The organism is Gluconobacter cerinus, from assembly GCF_025961355.1.
Taxonomy (GTDB): Bacteria; Pseudomonadota; Alphaproteobacteria; order Acetobacterales; family Acetobacteraceae; genus Gluconobacter; species Gluconobacter cerinus.
The window spans coordinates 698,558-724,906 of the sequence record NZ_JAOQNM010000001.1; the positions used below are offsets into that span (position 1 = coordinate 698,558).

Here is a 26,349-nt window from a genome sequence, read left to right on the forward strand (position 1 = left end):
TCGGGTAGCTTTTCAGGGTCCGGATGGTAGGCGGGTTTTCCCCTTATTCCGGACCTTTTCCATATGGAATTAATCGAACCAGTCGATGTCGAGCGGGTGCGTCCACCCCACGGTGTCGAGCCAGCCATGTTTGCTCTCATGCTGGCGACATTTACGATTGGGACTGGCGAATTCGCCATGATGGGCCTTCTGCCCGAATTCTCCCATTCCCTTGGTATTTCCATTTCCCGCGCCAGTTCCGTCATTTCAGCTTATGCGCTGGGTGTCGTGGTCGGAGCACCCCTCATTGCGGTTGCTGGTGCAAAACTTCCCCGTCGCACACTTCTGCTGGCTATGCTTGTGCTGTTCCTTGTCGGGAATATCGGCACAATCCTGATGCCGAACCTGCTCGACATTGAAGTCATGCGCTTCATCACCGGGCTCCCTCACGGCGCTTTCTTCGGTGTTTCCGCGCTCGTTGGCGCCTCTATAGTTGAGCGCGCAAGACGTGGGCGCGCAGTCGGGCGCGTTCTGTCCGGCATCATGATCTCCACGGTTGTGGGGTCGCCCCTGTCCACCTACGCCGCCAACCATCTCGGCTGGCGCGTCGCTTATGGTGCAATCTCTGCGCTTGGACTGCTCTGCTTCCTGGCGCTCTGGTACTTCGCCCCACGCGACAAGCCCCATCCAGACGCAAATGCACTCGCTGAACTTGGAGCTTTCAAGCGGCCTCAAGTGCTCCTGACGCTTCTGACAAGTGCCATTGGCTTTGGTGGCCTCTTTGCAGTGTACACGTTCCTTACTACTGCCCTGTCAGACGTAACGCATCTCCCGGACTGGGCCGTTGCGCTTTATCAGATCGTCTGGGGGCTCGGCATGGTTGCTGGCAATTCGTTTGGCGGAGCCATGGCGGACCGAAATATCAACCGGACGATCCTTTTCTCTCTGGCTGCCAGTTGCGTGTTCATGATCGGGTTCTGGCTACTCCTGCCATCCCCTGTCGCCATGCTGCTGATCACGTTCCTGATCCCGGCAACGCTGATCGGCATTTCCCCAGCCATTCAAACGCATCTGATGGAAGTTGCGGGCGATGCCCAAACCCTTGCCGCATCCCTGAACAATTCGGCCTTCAACATTGCCAACGCTGCGGGCACATGGCTCGGGGCCTATCTGGTGAGTTCAGGGCATGGTTTGGGATCGATCGGGTGGGGTGCCGCGCTGCTCTCCGCCGGTGGGTTTGTAGCTTATCTGATTACGATGGCACAGGCTCGGCTTTCCGCATCACGCTGAACAGCCGAACTCCCAAGGCGACAGAGCTCACCGTGAGCGCTGCCGCCATGCCGACCCAAAGGCCTTCCGCACCCCAGTGCTGCTGGAAGGCCAACCACCCCCCAAAGACAAGGCCAATCAGGCCATAATTCGTGACAGCAATCACCATTGGCCAGACCGCATCACCGCACCCACGCAGGGCGCCGCTGAACACAACCTGAAGTCCGTCCACAATCTGGTAGATCCCGGCAATCTTCATAAGCGTGATCACCAATGCAGCCGTAGAGGGATCTGGTGCATGCCCCGTGAAGTACAGGCTGACGATCTTTTCTGGCCAGATCAGCAACAAGGCTGAAGACAGAACAGACCAGATGAGCACCACCCAGATACCGGTCCACGCAGCCCGGCGGCTTTGATCCATTCGCCCTGAACCCCGCCAGTATGCCACCCGCACATTGGTGGCCTGACCAATGGCCAGACACACCATGAACAGCAGTGCACTCACGTTGACCGCAACCTGATGGGCTGCCAGGCTTTGTGTTCCAAGCTGCCCGGCCCGCAGGCTCGTGATCTGAAACATGAGAATTTCAGCAGCAGCTCCCATCATCATGGGCAAACCGAGCTTCAATAGTTCCTTCATGATAGGCCAGCGCACAGGGGCTGGCTTCATAACGGCCCGCACTCGCGGATGCATCAGACACAATCCGGTCAGGGCAAAACTGATCGCCCAGCCTGTCAGGGTTGTGGCTGTGGCGGAGCCATACATCCCCATTGCAGGCAGCCCGAACCATCCATGAATGAGCGCCGCATTGGTGATGCCATTGCAGAGCGCCATGGCGGGCATGATCCACAGAAGAAGCGTTTCCGCCCCAAGCGATGGGAGCGCCACACGCAGCACACCAATCACGGCCAGATCCGGCAGCAGGGATAACAGAAGGATATGAATGAAGTGGCTGCCCTGGGTCACCACGTCCCCGGGTTCCGCCAGCCACGCAAACAACGGCTGCACGAACCATAACAGCAACGCACAGGGAATAAAGATCAGCAGTGCCAGAACGAACGCAGCGCTCATGACACTGCGACCGTCATGAGAATCCCGTCCGTGATCTTCCGCTCCTCGACTATGAGACAGAAGAACGCCAGCTCCACCCAGAATGGTCTGGCAGGTCACCATGGTGGTGAAGAAAAAAGTATTGGCCAGACCGCCGACCGCCACTTCAGCTACCCCCAGACCGCCCAGAAGGATGGTGTCCGTGACGCCCATCGACATTTCGGAAAGCTGGGAAAGTGCAAGCGGAAGAGCCACGCGAAGCAGGGCAAGAGCATGCCCGCGTGAAGAGGTCGGATCTTTGAAGGTTCTACACATAAGCCTCACTATCGCAGTGCAGATCATACAGACAAGAGTAACAAAGCCTGTTGCACCAAAACGGTGGCTGGCGCATTGATCCCATCTATGGCCGATCCCGTTCCTCACGTGCTCCGTCTGCACGACACCCACGCGCGCGAAAAGCGACTGTTCACACCACTCGATCCGCAGAATGTGCGGGTCTATTTCTGTGGACCCACAGTCTATGACCGGGCGCACCTGGGCAATCTGCGCGCCATGATGGGCGCTGATATCCTGATCCGACTGCTCCGCGTGCTGTATCCACGTGTCACCTATGTCCGCAACGTCACGGACGTGGACGACAAGATCACAGCCCGCGCGAAAGAAAACGGTGAGGACATCTCCGCCCTGACCGCCCGTACGACTGAAGCCTTTCATGAAGATTTGGCGTCACTCGGGATTCTGCCGCCGGATATCGAACCCCGCGCAACCCACCACATTGGTGAGATGCTGGACATGATCGGCCGCCTGATCGAAAACGGGCATGCGTATGAAGCCGAAGGGCACGTTCTGTTCGCGGTCCGGAACTTCTCCTCTTATGGCGAACTCTCCGGCCGCTCGCTGGATGACATGATCGCGGGCGCCCGCGTCGAAGTGGCGCCCTATAAGCGCGATCCGGGCGATTTCGTGCTCTGGAAGCCCTCCACACCCGATCAGCCCGGTTGGGACAGTCCTTATGGTCGCGGCCGGCCTGGCTGGCATATCGAATGCTCGGCCATGTCACACCGGTATCTGGGTGAGAGCTTCGATATTCATGGCGGTGGCGACGACCTGCTCTTCCCGCATCATGAAAACGAGCGTGCACAGTCTCTGTGCTGCTATCCGGGCAGCAAGTTCGCCACGCATTGGCTCCATAACGGCATGCTGCTCTCCAACGGGGAAAAGATGTCCAAGTCTCTGGGCAATTTCTTCACCATCCGGGAAGTTCTGGAAAAGTCCCCTGCAGAACCGCTGCGTCTCCTGTATCTGGGCGCGCATTACCGTTCGACGCTGGATTTCACGTGGGAGAAGCTGGAAGAAGCCCGCCGCGTTCTGGATCGCCTTTACCGTGCTCTTGAGCGCGGTGACGCGCAACAGGGGGCGAACGTTCCTGCGACCGTGCTCGATGCCCTGTGCGATGACCTGAATACACCGCTCGCCATCGCAGCCCTTCACCCGCTGGCAGACGCCGCCATGCAGGGCGATCAGGAAGCCGCATCCGGTCTTCTGGCTGCTGGAAAGCAGCTTGGTCTGTTTCAGGTCTCCCCGGCTGAATGGTTCCGCTCAGGCGTTGATGCGTCCGCTATCGAAGCCCTGATCGAGGAACGTCTGGCAGCCCGCAAAGCCCGCAACTTCGCCCGCGCGGATGAAATCCGGAACCAGCTTGCTGCAGACGGCATCACGCTGGAAGACGGCCCCGGCGGCACCACATGGCGGAAGGCATAATCTCATGACCGGACGTGATGGTGGTGCCGATCTGGAACCGATCGGCGAATTTGATCCCGTTGTTATTCTCGTGCGCCCGCAGCTAGCCGAAAACGTCGGCACGACTGCGCGCGCCATGGCGAATGGCGGCCTGTTTCACCTGCGCCTCGTCGCCCCACGGGATGGCTGGCCGCAGGAACGCGCCTGGCCTGCGTCTTCCGGCGCCCATCGTATCCTCGACAACGCACAGGTTTTCGAAACGGTCGATGAGGCCGTGGCTGACCTGCACCGCGTTTTCGCCACCTGCCCCCGCCCCCGCCATGTCGTGAAGCCTGTCATGACGGCTCGCGGGGCAGCGGCGGAACTCCGGGTCGCTTCTACGCGCGGTCTGCGTACCGGCATCCTGTTCGGGCCGGAACGCGCTGGCCTTGACGTCGAAGACATGGCCCGCGCCGATACGCTGGTGCGTTACCCGCTCAATCCGAAGTTCATGTCTCTCAACCTCGCACAGGCCGTGCTCGTCATGGCCTATGAGTGGTACCTGACCGAAGACATGACGCCCCCGCGCGAGCTCATGACCAATGAGACGCATGTGGCTACCAAGGGCGAGCTGGAAAACTTCATGTCCCATCTGCTGCGAGAACTTGATGACTGTGGCTTCCTGCGGAACGAACAAAAGAAACCGGGCATGATCCGCAATCTGCGGCATTTCTTCACACGAGGCGAAGTCACCGAACAGGAACTTCGCACGCTCCATGGCGTGGTCAGCGAACTGGTCAGCGCCAGAAAGGCAAGACGGTAAGACCATGATCCACTGGCGACACAGGCACCGGATGACTCCACGGCCTGAGGCGCTGGTGGTCGAAACGGCCAACCGCATCCGGGCCCATGTTCTGGAAGAAAACGGCCGGGGCGACATTATCCGCACCGGTCTGAAAGACGGCTCCCTCGGAGACCTCTATCACCATCTGATGACCATGACATGGGGGGCGTTCTTCTGGGCGTCCCTCGCTCTGTATCTGGGTATCAATATCGGATTTGCCTGCCTTTACTACATGATCCCCGGCAGCGTCAGCGGCGTCCCACACGGGGATTTCCTTGATGACGTGTTCTTCAGCGTCCAGACAATCTCAACCGTCGGATACGGCACGATGGCTCCGGTTGGACGCCTGACCAACACCATCGTCTCCTTTGAAGTGCTTGCCGGCATGATGCTCAATGCGCTCGCAACAGGACTGGTCTTTGCTCGCTTCTCGCGCCCAAGAGCCCGTATCCTGTTCAGCCATGTCGCCGTCGTGGCCTATGATGACCTGATCCCGACACTCACCATTCGCATCGCGAACCGTCGTCGCACGCTGATCCTGTCTGCCAACGTTGAAATGACCCTGACGCGCCTGATGCCGGACGATCATGGGCGACTGGTCCGCCGTTTCGATAGGCTGGCGCTGATACAGTCGCATGTTCCGATCTTCCGGATCAGCCTGAACGCCACACACATGATTGATGAGACCAGCCCGCTTTATGGCCTGTCAGCAGACACGCTGATTGACCAGAATGCGGAAATCATCATCACGATGGATGGGACAGACGAAATCTCCTCCCAGACACTCTTCGCACGACATGCCTACGAGATCGGCCATGTGAAACACGGATACCGTTTCTCGGACATGATCCATCACCGCCCGGACGGCAGGGTCGAGGTCGACTTCACCCGGTTCCACACAACCGAACACGGGGACCACGAGCCGATTGATCCGTCCACAGCGCATGAAAGGCACCATCACCATGTCTGACACCCAGCACAGCTTCGGAAAAAATGGCCTGACGGCAACGGTTTCCGCCCATGGCGCAGAGCTGACCTCCCTGCGGACCACTTCAGGGCAGGACCTGCTCTGGAACGCTGGCCCCGCCTGGAAACGCCATTCGCCCGTTCTGTTCCCTATCGTTGGAAAGCCACCGGAAAATACAACGCTGAATGGCCAGCCCGTTACGCTGAGCCAGCATGGCTTCGCCCGTGACATGATATTCCGCTGGCTCGAACGAACAGAGACCGGCTGTGTTCTAGAACTGGAAGATACACCCGAAACATGGCAGCTCTTCCCGGCGGCATTTCGCCTGCATCTTATTTATCGGATGGAAGAAACCGGCCTGCACGTCGGCTATGTTCTGACCAACCCGTCCGAAGATGCCACGCTACACGCGTCCCTTGGTGTGCATCCGGCATTCATGTGGCCCCTGAATCCAGAAACGGGCCGCGAAAATCATCGCCTGACCTTTGACACGAATGAAGCCGATCATATCCGGCGCATCAGCCCGGATGGTCTGCTTCCGGAGGCAGTCCCGTCCCCAATCCATGACCGGCTTCTTCCGTTGCAGGACAGCCTGTTCGAGGCTGATGCCATCATCATGCTGGATGCCCGCAGCAAGGCTGTCGATTTCACAGGCCCGGACGGAAGCGGCCTGTGCATGCGCTGGGACGGGTTCAAAGATCTTGGACTCTGGACCAAACCCGGTGCCGGCTTCCTGTGCATCGAACCTTGGTATGGCTACGCCACACCCGTTGGATTCAGTGGCGATTTTTCGGAAAAGCCGGGGCTGCTGCATCTACAACCCGGCGAAAGCTGGGAAGCTTTCTGGAGCGTCGAACCCGTCTGACGCCCGGAAGTGGGAATGCCCGGACAAACGGGCATTCCCATCGTAACTCAGGCGCCAATAGCGTCCTGAAGACGTGACACCGTCCGGGCGTGTCCCATCAGGCTCAGAAGAACATGCAGTTCCGGCCCATTGTCCTCACCCGTCAGGGCAAGGCGCAACGGCATAAACAGCGTCTTGCCCTTACGACCTGACTTTTCCTTCAGAGCCGTGGTCCAGTCCTGCCATGTGGTTTCGCCCCATGGGTCGGCTGGAAGGGTTTCAAGCGCCTGCGTCAGGAATTCACGGTCTTCCGGCTGGGAAGGCGGAATGATCGTGCCCTGCGTCACATCCCACCAATGCGGGATTTCAGCCGTCAGATCGACATTACCGCGCACTGCATTCCAGAATTCTTCCGTCGCCTCGGCCGGGAGATGTTCCTTCGCCACCGAGAACGGCAGATTGTGCAGAGCCTTGCGGTTCAGAGCCAGAAGCTGGCGCATATCGAACCGCGCCGCAGACTTGGAAACATGGGAAATCTCGTATGCCGCAATCGCCTCTTCCATCGTCATGACTTCCGGATCATCGGACGTCCCAACGCGTGCCAGATAAGACACGATGGACATCGGCTCGATCCCATCCTGACGAAGCGACTTCAGGCCCAGCGCATCGAAACGCTTGGACAGCTTCCCGCCGTCAGAATCCAGCAGCAGCGGCAGATGCGCGAACGTAAAGCGATCCGGCTTTGCACCCAGCGCTTCTGCAATATCGATCTGAACACCCGTGTTCGTCACATGGTCTTCACCGCGGACGATATGCGTGATGCCCATTTCCAGATCATCAACAACCGACGCCAGCGTGTAGAGGATAGTGCCATCAGCGCGGATCAGAACCGGATCGGAGATTGCCGTCAGCTTGACGGAACAATCGTCCATGACGAGATCCTGCCACTTGCGGCTGCCATCCGTCAGCTTAAAGCGCCAGTGCGGCGTCTTGCCATTGGCTTCGGCACGTGCCCGCTGGTCAGGCGTCAGTTTCAGCATAGCGCGATCATAGATCGGGGCCTTGCCAGCCCGGATGCGCATCTCGCGCTTGGCGTTCAGTTCGTATTCGGTCTCAAAGCACGGATATAGCCGACCAGAGGCTTTCAGCTTGTCGATCGCCGCAGCATACCGCTCCATCCGCGAAGACTGACGGGCCTCTTCGTCCCAGTCCAGACCGAGCCACGCCAGATCCTTACGGATCGCGTCCTCATATTCAGGCTTGCTGCGCGCGACGTCCGTATCGTCGATACGCAGGAGGAACTTGCCGCCATGACGGCGGGCGAACAGGAAGTTGGCGACGGCCTGACGGGCGTTACCAACGTGGAGATAGCCGGTTGGCGATGGGGCAAAGCGCAGTTTCATGCCGCCTTAATGCCGCATGATTGCGCGTCATGCCAGATGCATGGAGCATCGTGCTCAGAACACCCGACACTCTCCAGTTTCTCGACACTCCGCCGGCCAAATAAAACATGGCCATTCTACCGATATAACATAACGGGAAACCGGAATACTTGACCCACAAACATGGACTAAAAAGAAACGTTTTTTCCTTCAGTCCATCCTGTTGTATAAAGGCGAAGAACAGACACTCACGACTGACGATTTTTTCTGCGATCGGAGTGATGATCCGTTTTTTGATTTAAGAGGACCCCTGATGAGAAAACTTCTCATTCCTGCCATTCTGGTAATCGGCATTATTGCCCTGCTGGGATCAAGCTATAACCGTTTCATGGGAGCGGACCAGAACGTCAAGGAACAGATGGGTCAGCTTCAGAACGAAGTTCAGCGCCAGACCGACCTGATTCCCAATCTGGTCAACACAGTCAAAGGCTATGCCACCCACGAGCATGACACTCTGACGGATTACGCTGCGGCACGTTCGGGTGAAACGCCCCTGAACCGCATTGATCCCCGCTCGGTCAGCGATGAAGACCTTCAGAAAAAAATCCTGGACGCACAGACCCGTAACGCACAGGAAATCAAGGCCATCAACGTTGTGGCTGAACAGTCCCCGCAGCTACAGGCCAATCAGAACTTCACAAGCCTGATGGTTCAGCTTGAAGGCACACAGAACCGCATCACTGTGGCACGCCAGCGTCTGCAGCAGGCCATTTTGGCTTATAACCAGACGGTCATGCACTTCCCGGGCAACCTCGCCGCCGGGATCATGGGCTACCATCAGCGCGTCTACTACGAGGCTTCCCCAGCCGCACAGACGCCGCCAGTCGTAGACTTCTCCAAGCATTGATCTGACTGAAGGACCGGATGAACGTGCCGACCGTTTCCCGCCCGCTTCTAACGCGCACCCTGCATCTGGTCCTTGCCGTGACTGCCCTGCTGTGCCTGTCCCTGACTGGTCCGGCAGTCGCGGCCACACCTTTAACCGAGCTCGTGACAGACCCGCATCAGAGCCTGTCCGAACAGGAACAGGATCAGCTCGTCCAGAAACTGACGGACCTTCGGCAAACACTCCCAAGTCACCCGCACATTCTGATCGTTCTTCCCGGCCATGTGGACGATATCGATCAGTATGCGAATGAGACGTTCCATGCCTCCGGCATTGGTCAAAAAGGGCAGGACAACGGTCTTCTGATTGTTCTGGATATTCCGGATAATCAGGCCCGCATCGAAGTCGGGTATGGGTTTGAAGGCGACCTGACCGACCTTCAGACATTCAATATCCTGCATGCTGCCCAACCGGACCTGAAAGCCGGTCACTATGCCGCCGCGCTAAACGGGATGCTGGATTCCATCACCGACATTTTGCGTAAAAGCGAGACGCAGGTTCACGAGAAGCAGGCCACATCCGATACGGACTTCAACATCAACGGATTTGATCTTGCACTCGGTGTCGGAGGGATGGTGCTGTTTGCTCTTGGCTCGGGCTTTACCGTCCGCGCTCAACGCCGCGAAGCTCAGGGCCTCCCTCTTTCAATTTTTGACAGGTTTCTGATCAGCATTCCCTGGGACGTGATCCTGAGCCTGCTGATCAATATTCTATCAGCCGCGTCACGTAATAACGCCAACTCGTCCGGCGGCGACAAGAAGAAAAACTCCTACAAATCCGGCGGTGGAGATTCTGGCGGAGGCGGCGCGAAGGACTCCTGGTGACGGGCACCTTCGTAAGTTTATCCTTCGGTCAGCGGCCTGCAGCATCAAGACGCAGTAACTGAGCCAACGCCGCATCAAGCTTGTCGGGCGTATGATTCTGCAATATCAGATCCCGCCCGTGACGAACGACCATCTGCCATCGAGATGCCTGTGTGTAGAGCGCCACAATGGCATCCACCACATCCTGCGGAAGATCAGCAACAACCAGCTCTTTGAGCTGCGGCGTGAAGTCGAAACCTTCAGCGGCAACGGATGTCATGACACAGGGCACGCCATGAGACAGGCTGCTTAAAACCTTTCCTTTTGTCCCCGCTCCATACCGAAGCGGCGCGACAGTTATCCTTAAACTGTTCAACACAGCCGCCAAATCTGGAACGTGCCCTAGCACAACCAGACGCGCGTCTTTCTCCGCCCATTCTGTCAGCCAGTCCGGCGCACCCGCTCCCACGATCAGAAATCTGCAATCCGGCATGCGGACAGCCAGATCCGGCCAGACATGCTCTAGAAAATAACGCACCGCATCTTCATTCGGCCGATGCCCGAAATTGCCGATGAAACCAATATCGCGGCGCGCGTCCCAGCCATCTCCCTCGGCAGAGGGCCGGGGAAAAGCCAGATGAACAACCAGCGCTTCCGGCAATTCCTGACGTAAAAGATTTTTCTCATAGCTGGACACCACCAGTGTCGCATCCGCACGACGCATAATGGCGAATTCATTATCCCGCGTGACCTCAACTGCTTTAAGCGCGGTATAATCTCCGGCCAGACGCGCAGCCCGTTCTTCTCGCAGAAAATGCAGATCACACGCGTAGAAAATCATGCGGGCGGATGGAAAAGCCGCACGAATCCGATCGTAAGCTGCGCCCCCACAGCTCACGCGGCATGGGATGCAGGTATCAAGCTTCGGCCCGATCTGTTGAAGAGCCTCTTCGATCCCCTTCCATCCGGGTGAAGCCACATCATCACCGGGCGTCAGACAGGTCACTCCACAGGCGCGATATTCTTCCCTCGCGTTCCTATCCCGCTGCTCTCTGGGAAGGAAATACTCCCCCAGCGCAAGAAAGCTGACCTTACATCCCTGACGCAGCAGCGAGTGGATCAGCGCGTCCAGATCCATCGAACCGGAATCATGGAGGGGCCGCGGAAAATTACAGTCCACAATCAGAACTGACTTTCCAGGCGAACGCTCCGGGTTACGACGAAACACTCTGAACACCGCTGTGGCCCAATGAAATTTCTCTAACAATTTTCAGGCCTTTTTCCGTTCCTGCCCACGCAGGTCAGTACTTAAAAACGCAACTTTTTGACACGACAGGCTTTTACCCCTGAACAAACACACAGAACATAAGGACATGCCCGCATGACCAAGACCCGTAAATCCACGTTCGCTCGCCTGATGCTGGTCTCTGCCCTGCTTACAGGTACGGCAGTGTCTCTGTCCGCCTGCAACACGACGCGTGGCGCAGGCCAGGATGTCAGTGCTGTTGGCCATGCAACGTCTCACGCTGCAACCAGTGCACAGCAGGGCATTGCCAACGCAACGGGTGCCTCCACCCACTGATCAGCCTTTTTCAGGCCTGATAAAAAAGACCCGCCCTCTCACAGGGGCGGGTCTTTTTTCGTTTCAGACCAGTTCCATCGTTCTGACGTCAATCATTCCAAGATCCGTAATCTTGAGATGCGGGATAACAGGAAGAGGCAGGAAAGCCAGTTGTAAAAACGGCTCTTCCAGAGAAACGCCCATCTCTTTCGCAGCTTTCCGCAATACGATCAGTTCGTCGCGGACCTGTTCGAACGGCGCATCACTCATGAGGCCCGCCACCGGCAGCTTCAGTTCTGCCAGCACCTTGCCATCCTGAACGGCAACAAATCCGCCGCCCGTCGCTTCCAACCGGTTCACAGCAGTCGCCATATCCGCATCATTGGTGCCTACAACACAGATATTATGGCTGTCATGCCCGACAGACGATGCCAGTGCTCCGTGCTTCAGGCCGAACCCTTTCACAAACCCCCTGCCGATATTGTCATTATGTCCATGTCGCGCCACCACACAGACCTTGGCCACATCGTTCGGCACATTCGACAGAACCTGCCCGTTCTCTTCCGGCAATGTCAGCCGCAGATATTCCGTAATGATCTGCCCAGGAATAAGCCCCATCACAGGGCGGTCTGTTCCACTGCCCTGAATTTCCATATCCGACGCAGAAACCACACCTGGCAACTTCACGCTGCCCAGCCCCACGGGCGGAATAATCTCCCGTGCAGCAAACAGGGCATCCGTGACCAGACGCCCGGCAGAAATGACGTCTGACACCAGACAGGCCTCAAGATCATCCAGAAGCACAACATCTGCCCGCTTGCCGGGAGCAATCTGCCCGCGGTCCCTCAGACCAAAGGCATTGGCAGCCGAAAGTGACGCTGCACGATACGCAGCCAGCGGCTCAACCCCCAGTTCGATTGCCCGGCGGATCAGAAAGTCCAGATGCCCTTCATGTGCGATTTCAAGCGGATTACGGTCGTCTGTGCAAAAGGCAAAGAAGGGCGATGTTGCAACATTCAACAGCGGAACCAGCGCTTCCAGATCCTTGCAGACGGAGCCTTCCCGGATCAGCACGGTCATACCCTTGCGGACTTTTTCCAGCGCTTCTTCCGCGGCGGTTGCTTCATGGTCCGTCGAAATGCCCGCGGCCAGATAGCCATTCAGTGCCTTGCCGCGCATCAGCGGTGCATGACCATCAATATGACCGCCAGCAAATGCGGCCAGCTTGTCCAGGCACCCTGGATCACCGTTTAGAACACCCGGGATATTCATGAATTCTGCCAACCCGATCACCTTGGGATGATCCCGGTAGGCCACCAGATCAGCTGCATCCAATGTGGCCCCGGATGTTTCCATAGGGGTTGCGGGAACGCAGCTCGACAGATTGACCCGCAGATCCATGACGGTCCGCTCAGCCGCTGCCAGAAAATAATCGAAGGCTGACCGCCCAAGGACATTGGCCATCTCATGGGGGTCACAGATGGCGGTCGTTACGCCGTGCGGCAAAACGCACCGGTCAAACTCGAAAGGCGTGACCAGAGAGGACTCAACATGAAGGTGGGTATCAATGAAACCGGGAACAGCGACCCGCCCGCGTCCATCGATCTCCTGCCTGCCTTCATATGTCCCGTACGTTCCCACGATCCGGTCACCGCAGATCGCAATATCCGTCGGGACCAGTTCACCTGTCACGAGATCCAGAAGACGGACGTTGCGGATCACCAGATCTACCGGTTCCCGTCCCTGCCCCTGAGCCACCCGGCGCTGGATTGCGTTCTGCATGCCTGAAACCTCCGAATGTCAGCAATGACCACTTATAGCGCGCAGACGCCCCGGCACTCAAAGCAAGCTTTCGGGCAACTTTTTGTTGCGAAAATATCACGATTATTTATGTCATAATGTTTCATATGCCAAACTGTTGATGATTGTGACAAAGCGTGGTTTTCCCCTTCTCGCTTATTTCACTATCCGAGAAAGACCATCTTCCTGATGCGCCTTGCACGCCTGCTTTCAACGTCTGCACTCATTGCCTTAGGGGTTGCGCCTGCACTGGCAGCCCCCGCCGCGTCGTCCCCTGATCATAAGTCAAACCGCCATCAGGCAGCCGCAGCGGCACCGTCAATGATGGGTAATACCGCGCCAACAGATGAGGTGCATGAAGAGCACGTGTCCGTTAGCGGTCGTCGCAAGTATTTTGACGGCGTTACACGCCGTGACGTTGGCGGTGGCCTGATGCAGAAGCAGGATGCGGCAAAGTCCGTCTCCAGCGTGTCTCGCGATTTCATTGAAAAGCAGGCTCCGGGTCAGGACCCGATGCAGCTCATCTCCCTGCTTCCAGGCGCCAACGTGTCGTCTTCCGACCCGGCAGGCCTGACAGGAAGCCACATGAGCTCCCGTGGCCTCGATCAGACGCAGATGGGCTTTACCCTTGAAGGTTTCCCGATCAACGACGTCGGCTCCTTCCAGACGTATTCCCAGGAAATCGTGGATTCAGAGAACCTTCAGAAGGTTAATCTCGCACAGGGTTCCGCGGATCTGGACAGCCCACATCTGAGCGCCACGGGCGGCGTGGTCGACATGTACATGATCGATCCGAAGATGAAGGCTGGCGGCGCATTCGACGTGTCCTACGGGTCTTATGATTACACCCGCGGCTTCCTGCGCCTCGACACCGGCAAGATCGGCCATACGAACCTGCGCGCCTATTTTTCCGGTTCCTATGCAACGGAAGATGCCGTTCATAGTGAGGCAACAAACCGGAAGCTGCACGCCGAAGGCAAGATCGTGAATGACTGGGGCGACGGCAACCGCGTCTCTCTCGCGATCGTTGGCAATCGCCTCTACAACTACCTGAACCGCTCCGTGAACATGGCGTCGTGGGACGAATATGGTCTGGGCGTGAAGGACAAATACGTGACGTCCTGCTCGGCTGGTGCAACCTGCACGCGCCCGAATGGTAGCACATTCAAGAACACCACCACGTCCACGATCTCCAACACCGTCTACAATGGCGTGTACAAAGATCCGACCGGCCAGACCACAAAGAGCGATGCGGACTATTACAAGTTCCATCAGAACCCGTTCACCAACATTTATGTCAGTGCACCATCCACTTTTAAGCTGACCGATCACCTGACACTGACGGAAACACCTTACTTCTGGTACGGCAGCGGCAGTGGCGGCGGGGCATACACGGTTCCCACCAGCTATGGTGCGACAACAATGGGCGGAACGCTTGAAGGGCAGTCAGTTGCCAAAGGCAGCCTGCTCTATGAACCGTCCATCACCACAACCTATCGCCCCGGTGCCGTCACGAAGCTGACGCTGACCACAGGGGTCAACCGCCTCATGGTTGGTTACTGGTTCGAATATTCCAAGCAGATCCAGAGCGGCCCCGCCACGGGCATTGGCGCGGACGGAACGCCTTGGAGCGTTTGGGGACAGGCTGCAAACTACGTCTTTGATAATGGGCAGACCTATCAGTACCGCTCCAACCTCACGCAGACCCGTGTGCATACGATGTTCATCGGTGACAGCCTGTCCCTGCTGAACAACAAGCTCACGATCGAGGGCGGCCTGAAATACGCCATCGTCACCCGTAATGCGCAGAATATGCTGCCAAACACATCCACCGGCCCGTACATCAACAAGACGTACTATGAGCCGCTGCCGACTGCGTCGATCCGTTATCAGATCAACCCGGAAAACCAGATCTTCATCTCCGGTGCGACCAACTTCCGGATGCCGACGAACTACGCGCTTTTCGATGCCGGCACGTATTACAATGTGAAGGCTCCCAACCAGGCCAGCAGCGGTTACGCCACGCGCGGCACCTCAAACCTCAACCCGGAAATCTCCATCTCGGAAGAAGCGGGCTGGCGTTACACCGGGTCGACCGTCATGGGATCGATCACGTACTTCCATTATAATTTCACAAACAGGTTCTTCTCGCAGAGCCAGTGCACCGATGACGCCTGCTCAAACTACTACAGCAACAACATCAATGCGGGCGGTCAGAGCACAAACGGTGTGGACGCAGAGATCGGCACGCGTCCGATTTTCTATCATCTGCGCCCGTATGTATCCTTTGAGTATGTTGATGCCCGCACGACCAGCAACCTGCGCGGCGGCAGCGGAAGCTCCGTGGATTACCTGCACACCAAGGGCAAATTCGCGCCTGAAACACCAAAATATCAGGTTGGCTTCAATCTGGATTACGATGACGGAAATCTCTTCGGCGCCTACAGCCTGAAATACGTCGCCAAGCAGTATTCAACGTTCATGAACGACGAGGCACTCCCGTCTTACGTGCGCATGAACCTGACCGTCGGTTATCGCTTCCACAATGTTGGCTTCCTGCAGAGCCCCAACGTCAAGCTCAACATCTCCAACATTGCCGACAAGCACTATCTGGGCTTCCCGCTCAGCGTGCAGACGAATGCAACAACCATGAAGGGCATTTTCGGCAATACGGTAAAGGGCACGGCCCCGACGTACGCCATTGCAGCACCTTTCGCTGCAACGGGCTCCATCAGCGCCGGTTTCTGATGCCCTCCTAAGGCTGACCCTCGTCGGCCTCAGAAGCACGTAGAACCTGACAAACCATCCGGCTCATGGCAATCAGACAGCCATGAGCCCTTTCTCCACGCCTCCCGTTGTTGCCATCGTTGGCGCAGGTCCCGCCGGACTGTTTGCCGCTGAATATCTTTCTGGTCATGGATGTCACGTCGAAATCTTTGAGCAGATGCCCAGCGTGGGGCGGAAACTGCTCATGGCAGGCCGAAGTGGCCTCAACCTGACCCACTCTGAGCCATTCGACCTTTTCATAACACGCTATGGACCAGCTCAAGCCTGGCTGACCCCAGCCTTGCTGAACTTCCCGCCAGACGCTCTGCGTCGCTGGGCTGAAAGCCTTGGGCAAGAGTGCTTTAGTGGAAGCTCGGGGCGAGTTTTCCCCAAAAGCATGAAAGCCTCTCCCCTCCTTCGCGCATGGCTCAATCGACTTGCAGAACAAGGTGTTCAGATCCGGACACGCCATCGCTTCACAGAATGGGAGGGTTCACGACCGACCTTTGAAAGCCCTTCAGGTCCTGTCACCTTTGCTGCGGACGCCACGCTCATGGCCACAGGCGGAGCAAGCTGGTCTCGCCTGGGGTCAGACGGGCGCTGGGCCAGTCTGTTCCCTGCGGAAACATCCCCTTTCAAACCGTCAAACTGCGGCTTCATGCCTAACTGGCCAGATGACGTCCTGCAACGCCATGACGGTGAAGTGCTCCATTCCGTCGGACTGTCGTTTCAGGGAACGGAAACCCGTGGGGACCTCACCATTACGCCACGCGGACTGGAAGGCTCTGCCCTTTATGCCCTCTCGGCCTCTCTCCGTGATGCCATCACCTCTACGGGCACCGCCACCCTATCACTGGATCTGCGCCCTACCCTTTCTGAAGACGCCATTCTCAAACGCCTTCAGGCCCAGCGTCCCAGAGAGAGCCAATCCAACCGGCTTCGCAAAGCTCTATCACTCGACAGTGCCTCCCGAGAACTGCTGCGACAGGCAACACCAAAACAAGCGACACCCCTCCAGCTGGCCCGGGCCATTAAAGCCCTCCCCATCGTCCTGACCGGGACAGACACCCTCGACCGCGCTATTTCGACCGCAGGGGGATTACGTCAGGACGCATTGGACGAAAAGTTCATGGTAAAGGCTCATCCCGGGGTGTTTGCAGCTGGCGAGATGCTGGATTGGGAAGCCCCAACCGGGGGTTATCTTCTGCAGGGATGTTTTTCCACCGGTCTCGCCGCAGCAAAAGGCGTCCTTGGGTGGCTAGAATCGTCAGTTTCGGGTATCCGCTGACGCCATGACATCCATCGTTCTCGGACAGGGCCGCGACGGCTCAGACACCTGCATTGATTTGCCGGAACTGCTGGCCACGCGCCTATTGGTGCAGGGTAACTCCGGCTCGGGCAAATCCCACCTTCTGCGCCGCCTGCTGGAACAGACAGCAACCCTCGTTCAACAGGTCATGATCGACCCGGAAGGCGACTTCGTCACCCTGGCAGACCGCTATGGCCATCTGGTCATTGACGTTGAAGACCAGTCTGAAGCCAGTTTGCGTGCAGCCGGTGAACGTGTCAGGGCGCATCGTGCATCTGTTGTGCTGAACCTTGAACAGGTGGAAGCCGAAATGCAGCTGCGTGCTGCTGGTGCATTCCTGAACGGCATGTTCGAAGCACCCCGCGCCAACTGGTATCCGGCTCTGGTTGTGGTGGACGAAGCCCAGCTCTTCGCACCGGTTGCGGGCGGGGACACATCCGATGAAGCCCGTCGCCTCTCACTCGGGGCCATGACGAACCTCATGTGTCGTGGGCGTAAACGTGGTCTGGCCGGTGTCATCGCAACACAGCGTCTGGCCAAACTGGCTAAGAACGTCGCGGCAGAAGCCTCAAACTTCCTGATGGGCCGGACCTTCCTCGACATCGACATGGCCCGTGCGGCAGATCTTCTGGGCATGGAGCGTCGGGCCGCGGAATCGTTTCGTGATCTTGCCCGCGGGCAGTTCATGGCGCTTGGCCCCGCTCTGTCCCGTCGTCCGAAGCTGCTGACAATCGGCCCCGTAGAAACAGCCAGCCACAACACGGGGCCAGTGCTTGTTCCCTTGCAGCCCATGGATGCCGAGGACCTGCGAGACATCATTCTCGAGCCCGTTCACGAATTTTCGCCGCGCCCCCGCCGCGAAACACGACCGCCTCCGCCGGATCTTCTCGCACAGCTTGATGCCTATGGCGCGACCCGCGAAGCGGCTGAAGAACCAACCACAGCAGCCGAAACGACCGAGATTGATCCAGCCCATATCTGGGACATGGTTGCTGGCGTGGCATCCGAGGAGGACGCGGATTACAAGCCACTTGCCACCCTCTATCAGGACTTCCAGCTCCGGGCCCGCATTCAGGGGCTATCACGAAACATCCTCGATCTCGGTCGTTTCCAGCGCATTCTTGCAACCATCCGCGCGGGTCTGGACCGGGAACGTGCAGAAAGTGAAGAGTGGCAGAAAGCCGAAGCCATAGCCGCGTCTCTACCAGAAGACGTTCAGGGCGTCTTTTTGTTGCTGGCACGCACCGCGCTCGATTCGGAAACCTGCCCGGATGACAGTGCTCTTGCCCGCGCCTACGGCACGCACTCCCTCGGGCGGGCCCGCCGCCAGCTGACATATCTTGAGGAAAGAGAAGTCATAGTATTGCAGGAGACCCCGTTCGGACGGCGCGTCGCGATCGTGGGCCTAGGCTGGCAAACGGCGTCATAAAACTGTCACGCCGCCTTCACACTAGGTTCACACAACCATCACGATATTGAGACTAGTTTCCGCCCGTTCCGACTCCGCTTCGTTACGGGAAAGCTATCCATGTCATCCAAATCCCAGCGCAACCGCGCGCTGCTCTTTCTTTTCTGTTCTCCGCTGGCAGTGAGCATGGCACTGCCTTCAGCCAAAGCTGCCACCGCGTCGACAAACAGCAAGAAGCATACCGCAACACACAAGGCCGCAGCCGTTTCCGGCGGATCGGAACAGCTGGTTATTACCGCAAAGCGCACCCGCTCCGAGCAGACACTTGGCCGCGTTCAGATCCAGCGCATCATGCCGGGCATCAACCCCATCAAGGCGCTGCAGATCCTGCCGGGTGTTGTGTTCAACAATGCTGATCCCTGGGGCAACAACGAGCAGAACTCATCACTGTATGTGCATGGTTTTGCCAAAGAGCAGCTCGGTTATACGCTTGACGGAATTCCCCTCGGCGATCAGGCCTACGGTAACTACAACGGCCTCTCCCCGCAGCGTGCATCCATCAGCGAAAACATCGGGTCTGCGTCCATTGCCACCGGTGCAGGCGGTTTGGGCACGGCATCCACGTCCAATCTCGGAGGTACACTCGAATTTACGACGCAGGATCCACTGCGCAAGCGCGGTGCTCAGATCGAACAGGTCTTTGGCAGCTGGTCCACATTCCGCACCTTCGCGCGTCTCGACACGGGTGAGTTCGGAAATGGCAACTCAGCCTATGTCTCATTCGCTCGTCAGGATGCGCGCGCATGGGATTTCGCTGGCCATCAGGGCGGCTATCAGGTCAATGCCAAGTTCGTTCACCACAGCGCCCATGACCGCTTCTCGGTCTTCTTTGACTGGTCCCAGAAAGTGGAGCCGAACGAAGACAGTGTAACTCTGCCACAGGGCTACGGCACTTATGTCCGCCCCTTCACGTACCCGAACTATAATTACGCAAAATCTTATATTAATTCAGCTGCTTATACGAATGCAGGCCTGAACTACCGCAACTATTATTCCGCTGCCCAGCGTGAAGACTTCCTGGCCTATGCAAAGTGGACGCATGATTTCAATGCGAACCTGCACTGGGATAACTCGATCTATTACCATCATGATCTAGGTGAAGGCGTCGTCGCAGGCCCAATTACGGCTGCGGGTCTGCCTACCCTCTTCGCAGCTTATTTCCCCGGTCAGGATCTCAGCACGGTCTTCGGTGGATCCGGTTACGCCACGCGTACAACCGAATACTGGGATAACCGCGGTGGCCTGATCTCCACACTGCGCTACCACCTCGGCAAGCATTCCATTGAAGTTGGTGGATGGTATGAGCGCAACAACAATACGCAGGCTCGTCGCTGGTACCCGCTGGATGCCAACAACCCGACCACACCATACGAGCGCCAGCAGAATGCCCTGATCGACCAGTATACGAACAACTTCTACACTAACACGTTCGTCACCCATCTGCAGGACAACTGGCAGATTTCCAAAAACTTCTCCCTGACGGCTGGTTTCAAGTCTGAGCTGGTTTACACGAACGGCACACTGCCTGTTGCTGCCAAGGCGGGCTCGCTCTCTCCGTCCTACGCTGTCACGGCTCCGGGTGGTACGATCGCTGCGGAACGTCCGTTCCTGCCATCCTTTGGTGCGGTCTGGAATATAACGCCGAATGAACAGTGGTTCGCCACCATTCAGGAAAACATGCGCTCCTTCCAGGACGCGGGCTACGGCAACGCCACACCTTGGGGCGCAACCAGTCAGGCTGCGTTCGAAGACTTCAAGAAGAACGGCAAGCCGGAAACATCATGGACTTACGAGACCGGCCTGCGTGAGCATCGCCAGATCCATCTTGGCCCGCTGACGTCTATCGAAGGGCAGCTGTCGTACTATCACGTGCACTTCTCGAACCGCCTTCTGGCTGTTGCCACCACGCAGACGCTGTCTTCCATCATCGGGTCTGCCACAACGCTTGCAAACGTCGGTTCCGTCACAACCGATGGTATGGACTTCTCCTTCACGTCCCATTTCGGCGAGCATTTCTCGCTCTACAACGGGCTGTCCTATAACAAGTCCACCTACAACGATAACTACAGCACCGGCACGACAGTCGTGCATACGGCTGGCAAGAATGTTGTGGGTATGCCTGCCTGGTCTGAGAAATTCGTCTTCAGCACTAACTGGGGCAATGCTTATGGCCAGTTCATCGGTGTCGTCACCGGCAAGCGTTATGCAACCTACACCAACGACATGTACGCCGCCCCATTTGCTCAGTTTGACATGAACGCCGGCTACACGTTCCATGGCATCCCACACATCGCAGCCCTGCGTGTTCAGGGTAACATCACCAACCTGACCAACACACACGCCTGGTCCACCATCAACGCGACCCAGACTTCTGGTCAGTTCAGTGCCTTCCCGGTTGCCCCGCGCAGCTTCTTCCTGACACTGAACGCCACGCTGTAAGGACTGATCCATGCTGACGCGCCGCCGCACTCTGGGGCTGCTTTCCGCCGCCCTCCCTGCCCTTCACCTGAGCCGCTCCGCAAAGGCGGCTCCCTCCCTGGCTCCAAAGCCACTGGTGTTTGCCCACCGTGGCGCGTCGGCTCTCCGTCCTGAACACACACTCGGCGCTTATGCCAAGGCAATGCTGGACGGCGCTGATTTCATCGAACCCGATCTGGTCATGACGAAGGATGGCCATCTGGTCGTCCGTCATGAAAGCAACATCGCGGACACGACGGATGTTTCAGACCATCCGGAATTTGCCGACCGCAAAAAGACCGTCACCATCGACGGCCAAAAGCAGACCGGCTGGTTCACCACGGATTTCACGCTTGCGGAACTGAAAACACTCCGCGCCCGTGAGCGTCTGGCCACCCTTCGTGTCCATAACACCCGCTACAACGACCGCTTTGAAATCCCGACGTTTGAGGAGGTCATCGAAGTTGTGGCTGCCCAGGCGGCTGCCACCGGCAAGACCTTCGGTCTGATCCCGGAACTCAAGCACTCGACGCATTTCCACAGCCTCGGCCATGATCCGGAAGCAATCTTCCTCAAAACTATCGCGGCGCACGAATATACGCGTCAGGCCCCGCTCGAAATCCAGTCTTTCGAAACGTCCAACCTTGCCCGTATCCGGAAGCAGGCACTGGCCATCAACCCACAGACACGGCTGATGCTTCTGATGGGTGAACGCAGACAGGTTCCCCCTGATCTTGCCGCAGCAGGAAAAACAACAACCTTCGGCGACCTGATGACACCGAGCGGCCTCAAAGAGGTCCGTCATTATGCCGACGTCATCGGCCCATCGAACACAGATCTGATCCCCCGGGATTCCAAAGGCGCATGGCTTGAACCCAGCACACTGGTGGATGACGCGCACCGTGCAGGTCTGCTCGTTCATTCCTACACAGCACGCCCGGAAAACTACTTTCTTCCTGCTCAGCTTCGAAATGACGCAGGCCCAGCAGCTCGCAACCCCCAAGGTATGATCGCAGAGGTCCGCCGCTACCTGGATATGGGGATCGACGGGTTCTTCACAGATGACCCAGCCCTAGGACGCCATCTCGTGGACACAACATTTTAATAAAAATGGGAGGATATTTTAATTACCTCGAAATACCCTCCCATATACTAGTAGAAAACTCTGTAAAAACCGAGTTTTTAGAATAAAATATTACTTTAAAAATATTCGGATTTTTAACTATTGTCTTATTTTACGATCAGACTGACATTTTTAAAAAAGAAATATGAAAAAAACACTATCCCGAAAATTTATTTTCATTTTTCTAAAAAGGCTCTACCATTTTAACAAATTGGTGTGCCGAAATTATAAAGCAACGCCATTGATAAGAATAACACCGGTGGCGCAAACGCCAAGGCTTGCAAGGAAACAGTCATGCGTGTGGGAATAGCGATCTTATCCTATAAGCGGTGTGATATTACACGCCACACCATTGAACAGGTCCGACGCCACACCAAGGCCGATCATGAGCTTATCGTCGTTGACGATGGATCACCTGATAACACTCAGAATATGCTTGAAGAGCTCGGGGTAGCTTACATACGAGGACCAAACTGTGGGGTCGTATGGAACAAAAACCGAGCGATTTTTTATCTTCATGAAATGTGCCACTGCGATGTCGTCATTCTTCTTGAAGAAGACACTTTCCCAATAGAGGACGGCTGGGAACAAGCGTGGATCGATGGAGCAAAACGATGGGGTCACGTTAATCTCGCCCCGTCTCACTGGCCCTTAAATGATCGAATTGGCGGAACTGGCACTGTCTCCAATCCGATTATTTCGCGGTATGTAACTGGCCAGTGCTGCTCCTTTTCGCGAGAGGCGCTCTCGGTCGTCGGATATCTCGACACCCGCTTTCGGGGGTACGGCCATGCCCATGTCGAACATACTATACGCTTTCTAAGAGCAGGGTGGGGAGGCTACATAAAATCAGGCCGAGATCATAATTTTTATCTCATTCGTTCCCCACTCAAGGTTACCTGCCTTGATAAACCCCCACCGGTAGCTGATTATTCTAAAAATGGTGATGTATTTAATAGCATAAGACATGATCATATACATCGTTGGTGCTGGAGAGATGAAGAAGAGATGGCTATTTTCCATACTTCTTTTGCAACTCTATCAAGAAGTGGAATTCCAGTTCCAACAATTTCAAAACGAGAATGGTTTTTATCTGATAACACAGATCAGAATTTAGTCTGGGATCAGAAATCTCAAGTTGTTATTTCCACTCCAGACAAAAAAGATGAAAGACCTAGAATCATTGCTACCGTCTCAGGTGAAACGGTGCAGTTCAAAGTTTTGAAAGATCAAACATTTTGGATAACATGGGGCCAACCAGGAGAAGCCGCGTTAAAGGAAAAACGTTCTGAAGCTGCCACTTTCAAACTCATTTATGGAAAAAACGGTGGAGTAGGATTTTCCTGTAACGGCCTCTTCCTTTGTACAGATCATAGTTTTGGTGACCATGTTATGCTTTCGAGGTCAGAAATGAAGAAATGGGAAATTTTCCATTTCTCAGGCTTCTCTGAACTAGAACAGCCCATCACCAGCCCCATGCGCTCCGACCGCATTCAGGACTGGACTCTTTAGAGAAACATTATTGCCCCTTAAATATTTCAAGAGACAATAATATTTTGCTTAGTCTTGGTTTGTAGAAATCAAGAAAAATTGCTCCCAAGCTCGTGCATATTCTCTATTGCACTCCACAACTCCATCAGGAGTTGTGGATACAAACCTGCTTGTGACCGGATTCTTAAGTGAAAATGTTTTTTCATTTTGACTAGTCTGCATTTCAAAATTTAAAGTATTTGAAATGCTATCAAGCTGATCCATAGATAAAACATCCCCACCTGCTGTAGAAAGCTCTATCCATTTTGAATCATAAATATATGCAAAAATTTTATGTATCCGCGGGCCGACTCCACTTCCAGCATGAATTTTTCCAAGCTGCCGGTCTATTTGAAGAAAAGAGTCGAATTTTGTTTTTATTAAATAAGGACCTTCCTTTTTACTGTAGTTATTTTTGTTATTTTCTTCATTTAAAACAATTTTATCTTCGTAATAATCTATGACTAAGTTTGCAACGTCCATAGGATTATCTATTGTGAACTCTGCGGGAACGCCAGCTCCTGGAGAGTTTTTAAGGATTAGTGTCGGTGTCGAAAAATATTGAATGTTTGCGTCGTTGACCTGGTCCATCAGCCAGAAATTTGTGGAATAACTATTGCCATAGCAAAGCGCTAAACCGCGAGGAGAGGAACAAAATATACTATTGTGAAATGCGGAGCCAACAAACCCGCTGGTCAATCTATCAGAAGAAAAAAGACCCATTTGCTCTCTTACGGAAAGAGTTTCCGGGTAAACAATTCTAAACCCTCTATTCCTTAAAATAGAGGTTATTTCCTCCTCACCGTCTATTGTTCTCATCGCACTTTTGAATTTTTCTCTCGAAAGAAAAATTGGATCAGAAATACCTAAATCAATAGCATATTTTCTACCTAATCTATTGCAAAATTCTGCAAATTGTCGATGAGAAAAATGATTTTCTTCAAATGATACGCCAGAAATAAGGAGGCTGGTGACTGTCGTCGGACGATCAAAAATAATAAATTGCTCTTTTACAAGACCGATCATCTCGAAAATTTCTTTAATCCAAGAAACGGAAAATAATTTTTCTATAGTATCTCCACTGTGACAGATGATTTTTTTATTAAGATACCAATGTGGTGCGCACCAAAATCTCGGTAATGTCTCTGTCAAAAAATGCCCAAAATGCGTTCCAATATGCCCCCCATAAAAATATGAGTTCTCCGTCGCGCGCGGATATGATGATGAGGGAGAAATACTGGAACTTGGAGACTGTCCTAATGAAAAATTTGGCCAACCTCGACGAGGGCCAGCTGTTTGTACAAGACGCCCATAACTATCATAAATACCGTAATTGAAATCATGTGGGCCAGGAATTCTCGGGATATAAAGGACATCATCATAGATATTTATTTCTGGCGGGTTTTGAAAAATTTTTAGCCCTGCACTAACAGGATTAGCCGAAATTATTTTATTCATAATTATTTCCATTGTATCTTAAAGACGATTTAATCGAAGAAACACTCACGATTTAGCTGAAAAATATTATGCTATTTTTCAGCTCTTCAAAACATCTTTTGAAAAGAGGCCTAAATTGTTCAGCCATACGTTAACCCTCTGAATACTCAGGAGGTTAACGTGTATCTTCGTTCAGTGTGTCTTCTCGTTATTCTTTTTAGCGTTCCCGTCAGCGCGTCAGCCGAGTGCAAGCAGAGCCCGTTTTCTCTGGAACTTCCCAGTCAGCGTATGGATGAGCGACTGCAAAATCTTGCTCACCAGACAGGGTGTTTCGTAGAGGTGGATCCGGCGCTTCTAGGCACTATGAGAGCGCCAGCCGTCTCAGGTGTCCTGACACCCCGACAGGCATTCAGCCGATCCCTAAAAGGGAGCGGCCTACGCTATCGATTTGTGAAAGATCATTGGAAAATTACATCTCAAAGCCAGACGACTGACCATCCAATTCATGACTCGTTCGTCCAGCCTTGGTGATGCGATGTATCACCCCACCTTGAAATGCTTGATAATCGCCTTGTTGAAAGCAGGCAGATCGTCGGGGCATCGTGAGAAAACATAAGGGCCGTCTGTCACAACCTCCGTGTCCACCCAGCTTGCTCCCGCATTTTCAAGATCGGTCTTGATTGCAGGCCATGATGTAACGGTACGGCCTCGTAGCTCGTTTACTTCGATTAAAACCTGCGCTCCGTGACAGATTGCAGCGATCGGCTTGTTGGCCTTCACAAACTCCTTCACGAACGCCACGACATCCCGGTTCATGCGGAGGCTATCAGGTGAGGCAAGCCCTCCCGGCAGCAAAAGAGCATCAAAATCGGAAGCTTTCGCATCCGCAATGCCTAGCTCTGCTTTAATTTTGCGAGACGGATAAATGTCCTTGTTGACCGCCTGAAACTCGCCTGCTTTCAACGAGATTACACTCACAGTCGCGCCCGCTTTTTCCAGCGCCTCTTGTGGGGATGTCAGCTCGATTTCTTCCAGGCCATCAGTGGCCAGTGCAGCAACTTTAACCATGTTTCCGGTCCTTTCATAAAAAAAGG

At 55.3% G+C, this 26,349-nt stretch carries 20 protein-coding genes; 14 read left to right on the forward strand and 6 right to left on the reverse strand.

Annotation, left to right across the window (positions count from 1 at the left end):
- The first annotated feature begins 63 nt into the window (after positions 1-63).
- Complete coding sequence (locus M2305_RS03235) at positions 64-1,269, forward strand: MFS transporter (protein WP_264648554.1); 1,206 nt, start codon at positions 64-66, stop codon at positions 1,267-1,269.
- Here the strand turns inward: M2305_RS03235 and M2305_RS03240 are convergent.
- Positions 1,232-2,614, reverse strand: coding sequence for an MATE family efflux transporter (locus tag M2305_RS03240; protein ID WP_211509305.1), 1,383 nt, complete (start codon positions 2,612-2,614; stop codon positions 1,232-1,234). The genes M2305_RS03235 and M2305_RS03240 overlap by 38 nt on opposite strands.
- An 87-nt stretch (positions 2,615-2,701) precedes the next feature.
- Between M2305_RS03240 and cysS the strand changes: the two genes are divergently transcribed.
- Genes cysS through M2305_RS03260 form a run of 4 tightly spaced genes read left to right on the forward strand, consistent with a single transcriptional unit; the run spans position 2,702 to position 6,694 of the window.
- A complete protein-coding gene (cysS, locus tag M2305_RS03245) occupies positions 2,702-4,060 on the forward strand; it encodes a cysteine--tRNA ligase (protein ID WP_264648555.1) in 1,359 nt (452 codons plus the stop codon).
- A 4-nt stretch (positions 4,061-4,064) separates the two neighbouring features.
- A complete protein-coding gene (locus M2305_RS03250) occupies positions 4,065-4,841 on the forward strand; it encodes an RNA methyltransferase (RefSeq protein ID WP_099210616.1) in 777 nt (258 codons plus the stop codon).
- A gap of 31 nt (positions 4,842-4,872) precedes the next feature.
- Positions 4,873-5,832 (forward strand): ion channel, encoded by a 960-nt coding sequence (locus M2305_RS03255; RefSeq protein ID WP_086634430.1) that lies wholly within the window; start codon positions 4,873-4,875, stop codon positions 5,830-5,832.
- A complete protein-coding gene (locus tag M2305_RS03260) occupies positions 5,825-6,694 on the forward strand; it encodes an aldose 1-epimerase family protein (protein ID WP_264648556.1) in 870 nt (289 codons plus the stop codon). The genes M2305_RS03255 and M2305_RS03260 overlap by 8 nt, the downstream gene beginning before the upstream one ends.
- 47 nt (positions 6,695-6,741) lie before the next feature.
- Here the strand turns inward: M2305_RS03260 and gltX are convergent, their stop codons facing one another.
- Positions 6,742-8,076 (reverse strand): glutamate--tRNA ligase, encoded by a 1,335-nt coding sequence (gene gltX, locus M2305_RS03265; protein WP_264648557.1) that lies wholly within the window; start codon positions 8,074-8,076, stop codon positions 6,742-6,744.
- Positions 8,077-8,368: 292 nt separating this feature from the next.
- Here gltX and M2305_RS03270 point away from each other — a divergent pair, with 292 nt between their 5' ends.
- Together M2305_RS03270 and M2305_RS03275 are read left to right on the forward strand one after the other, a co-directional pair.
- Positions 8,369-8,962 (forward strand): LemA family protein, encoded by a 594-nt coding sequence (locus M2305_RS03270; protein ID WP_046900877.1) that lies wholly within the window; start codon positions 8,369-8,371, stop codon positions 8,960-8,962.
- Positions 8,963-8,985: 23 nt separating this feature from the next.
- Positions 8,986-9,825, forward strand: a complete 840-nt coding sequence (locus tag M2305_RS03275; RefSeq protein ID WP_264648558.1) for a TPM domain-containing protein — start codon at positions 8,986-8,988, stop codon at positions 9,823-9,825.
- A 28-nt stretch (positions 9,826-9,853) separates the two neighbouring features.
- On the opposite strand, the gene M2305_RS16275 is transcribed toward M2305_RS03275, so the two are convergent.
- Positions 9,854-11,032 (reverse strand): glycosyltransferase, encoded by a 1,179-nt coding sequence (locus tag M2305_RS16275; protein ID WP_264648559.1) that lies wholly within the window; start codon positions 11,030-11,032, stop codon positions 9,854-9,856.
- Between the two features lie 153 nt (positions 11,033-11,185).
- On the opposite strand from M2305_RS16275, the gene M2305_RS03285 reads away from it, so the two are divergent.
- A complete protein-coding gene (locus M2305_RS03285) occupies positions 11,186-11,386 on the forward strand; it encodes an entericidin A/B family lipoprotein (RefSeq protein WP_046899903.1) in 201 nt (66 codons plus the stop codon).
- Between the two features lie 63 nt (positions 11,387-11,449).
- Here the strand turns inward: M2305_RS03285 and ade are convergent, their stop codons facing one another.
- Entirely contained in the window at positions 11,450-13,147 is a 1,698-nt protein-coding gene (ade, locus tag M2305_RS03290; RefSeq protein WP_264648560.1) for an adenine deaminase, read from the reverse strand.
- Positions 13,148-13,354: 207 nt separating this feature from the next.
- On the opposite strand from ade, the gene M2305_RS03295 reads away from it, so the two are divergent.
- From M2305_RS03295 to M2305_RS03320, 6 genes are all read left to right on the forward strand, one after another.
- Positions 13,355-15,913, forward strand: a complete 2,559-nt coding sequence (locus M2305_RS03295) for a TonB-dependent receptor (RefSeq protein WP_264648561.1) — start codon at positions 13,355-13,357, stop codon at positions 15,911-15,913.
- Between the two features lie 82 nt (positions 15,914-15,995).
- The gene (locus tag M2305_RS03300) at positions 15,996-17,219 is read left to right on the forward strand and encodes a TIGR03862 family flavoprotein (RefSeq protein ID WP_264648562.1); all 1,224 of its coding nucleotides are present in this window, start codon (positions 15,996-15,998) and stop codon (positions 17,217-17,219) included.
- Positions 17,220-17,223: 4 nt separating this feature from the next.
- The gene (locus M2305_RS03305) at positions 17,224-18,669 is read left to right on the forward strand and encodes an ATP-binding protein (protein ID WP_264648563.1); all 1,446 of its coding nucleotides are present in this window, start codon (positions 17,224-17,226) and stop codon (positions 18,667-18,669) included.
- 99 nt (positions 18,670-18,768) lie between these two features.
- Positions 18,769-21,147: a TonB-dependent receptor gene (locus tag M2305_RS03310; RefSeq protein WP_211507345.1), complete on the forward strand. Its 2,379-nt coding sequence runs from the start codon at positions 18,769-18,771 to the stop codon at positions 21,145-21,147.
- Between the two features lie 10 nt (positions 21,148-21,157).
- Positions 21,158-22,270, forward strand: coding sequence for a glycerophosphodiester phosphodiesterase (locus tag M2305_RS03315; protein WP_264648564.1), 1,113 nt, complete (start codon positions 21,158-21,160; stop codon positions 22,268-22,270).
- A gap of 312 nt (positions 22,271-22,582) precedes the next feature.
- Entirely contained in the window at positions 22,583-23,800 is a 1,218-nt protein-coding gene (locus M2305_RS03320) for a glycosyltransferase (RefSeq protein ID WP_264648565.1), read from the forward strand.
- A gap of 48 nt (positions 23,801-23,848) precedes the next feature.
- Here M2305_RS03320 and M2305_RS03325 read toward each other — a convergent pair whose 3' ends face one another.
- The gene (locus tag M2305_RS03325) at positions 23,849-25,276 is read right to left on the reverse strand and encodes a glycosyltransferase family 61 protein (RefSeq protein ID WP_264648566.1); all 1,428 of its coding nucleotides are present in this window, start codon (positions 25,274-25,276) and stop codon (positions 23,849-23,851) included.
- Between the two features lie 519 nt (positions 25,277-25,795).
- A complete protein-coding gene (locus M2305_RS03330) occupies positions 25,796-26,323 on the reverse strand; it encodes a type 1 glutamine amidotransferase domain-containing protein (protein WP_264648567.1) in 528 nt (175 codons plus the stop codon).
- Positions 26,324-26,349: the final 26 nt, after the last annotated feature.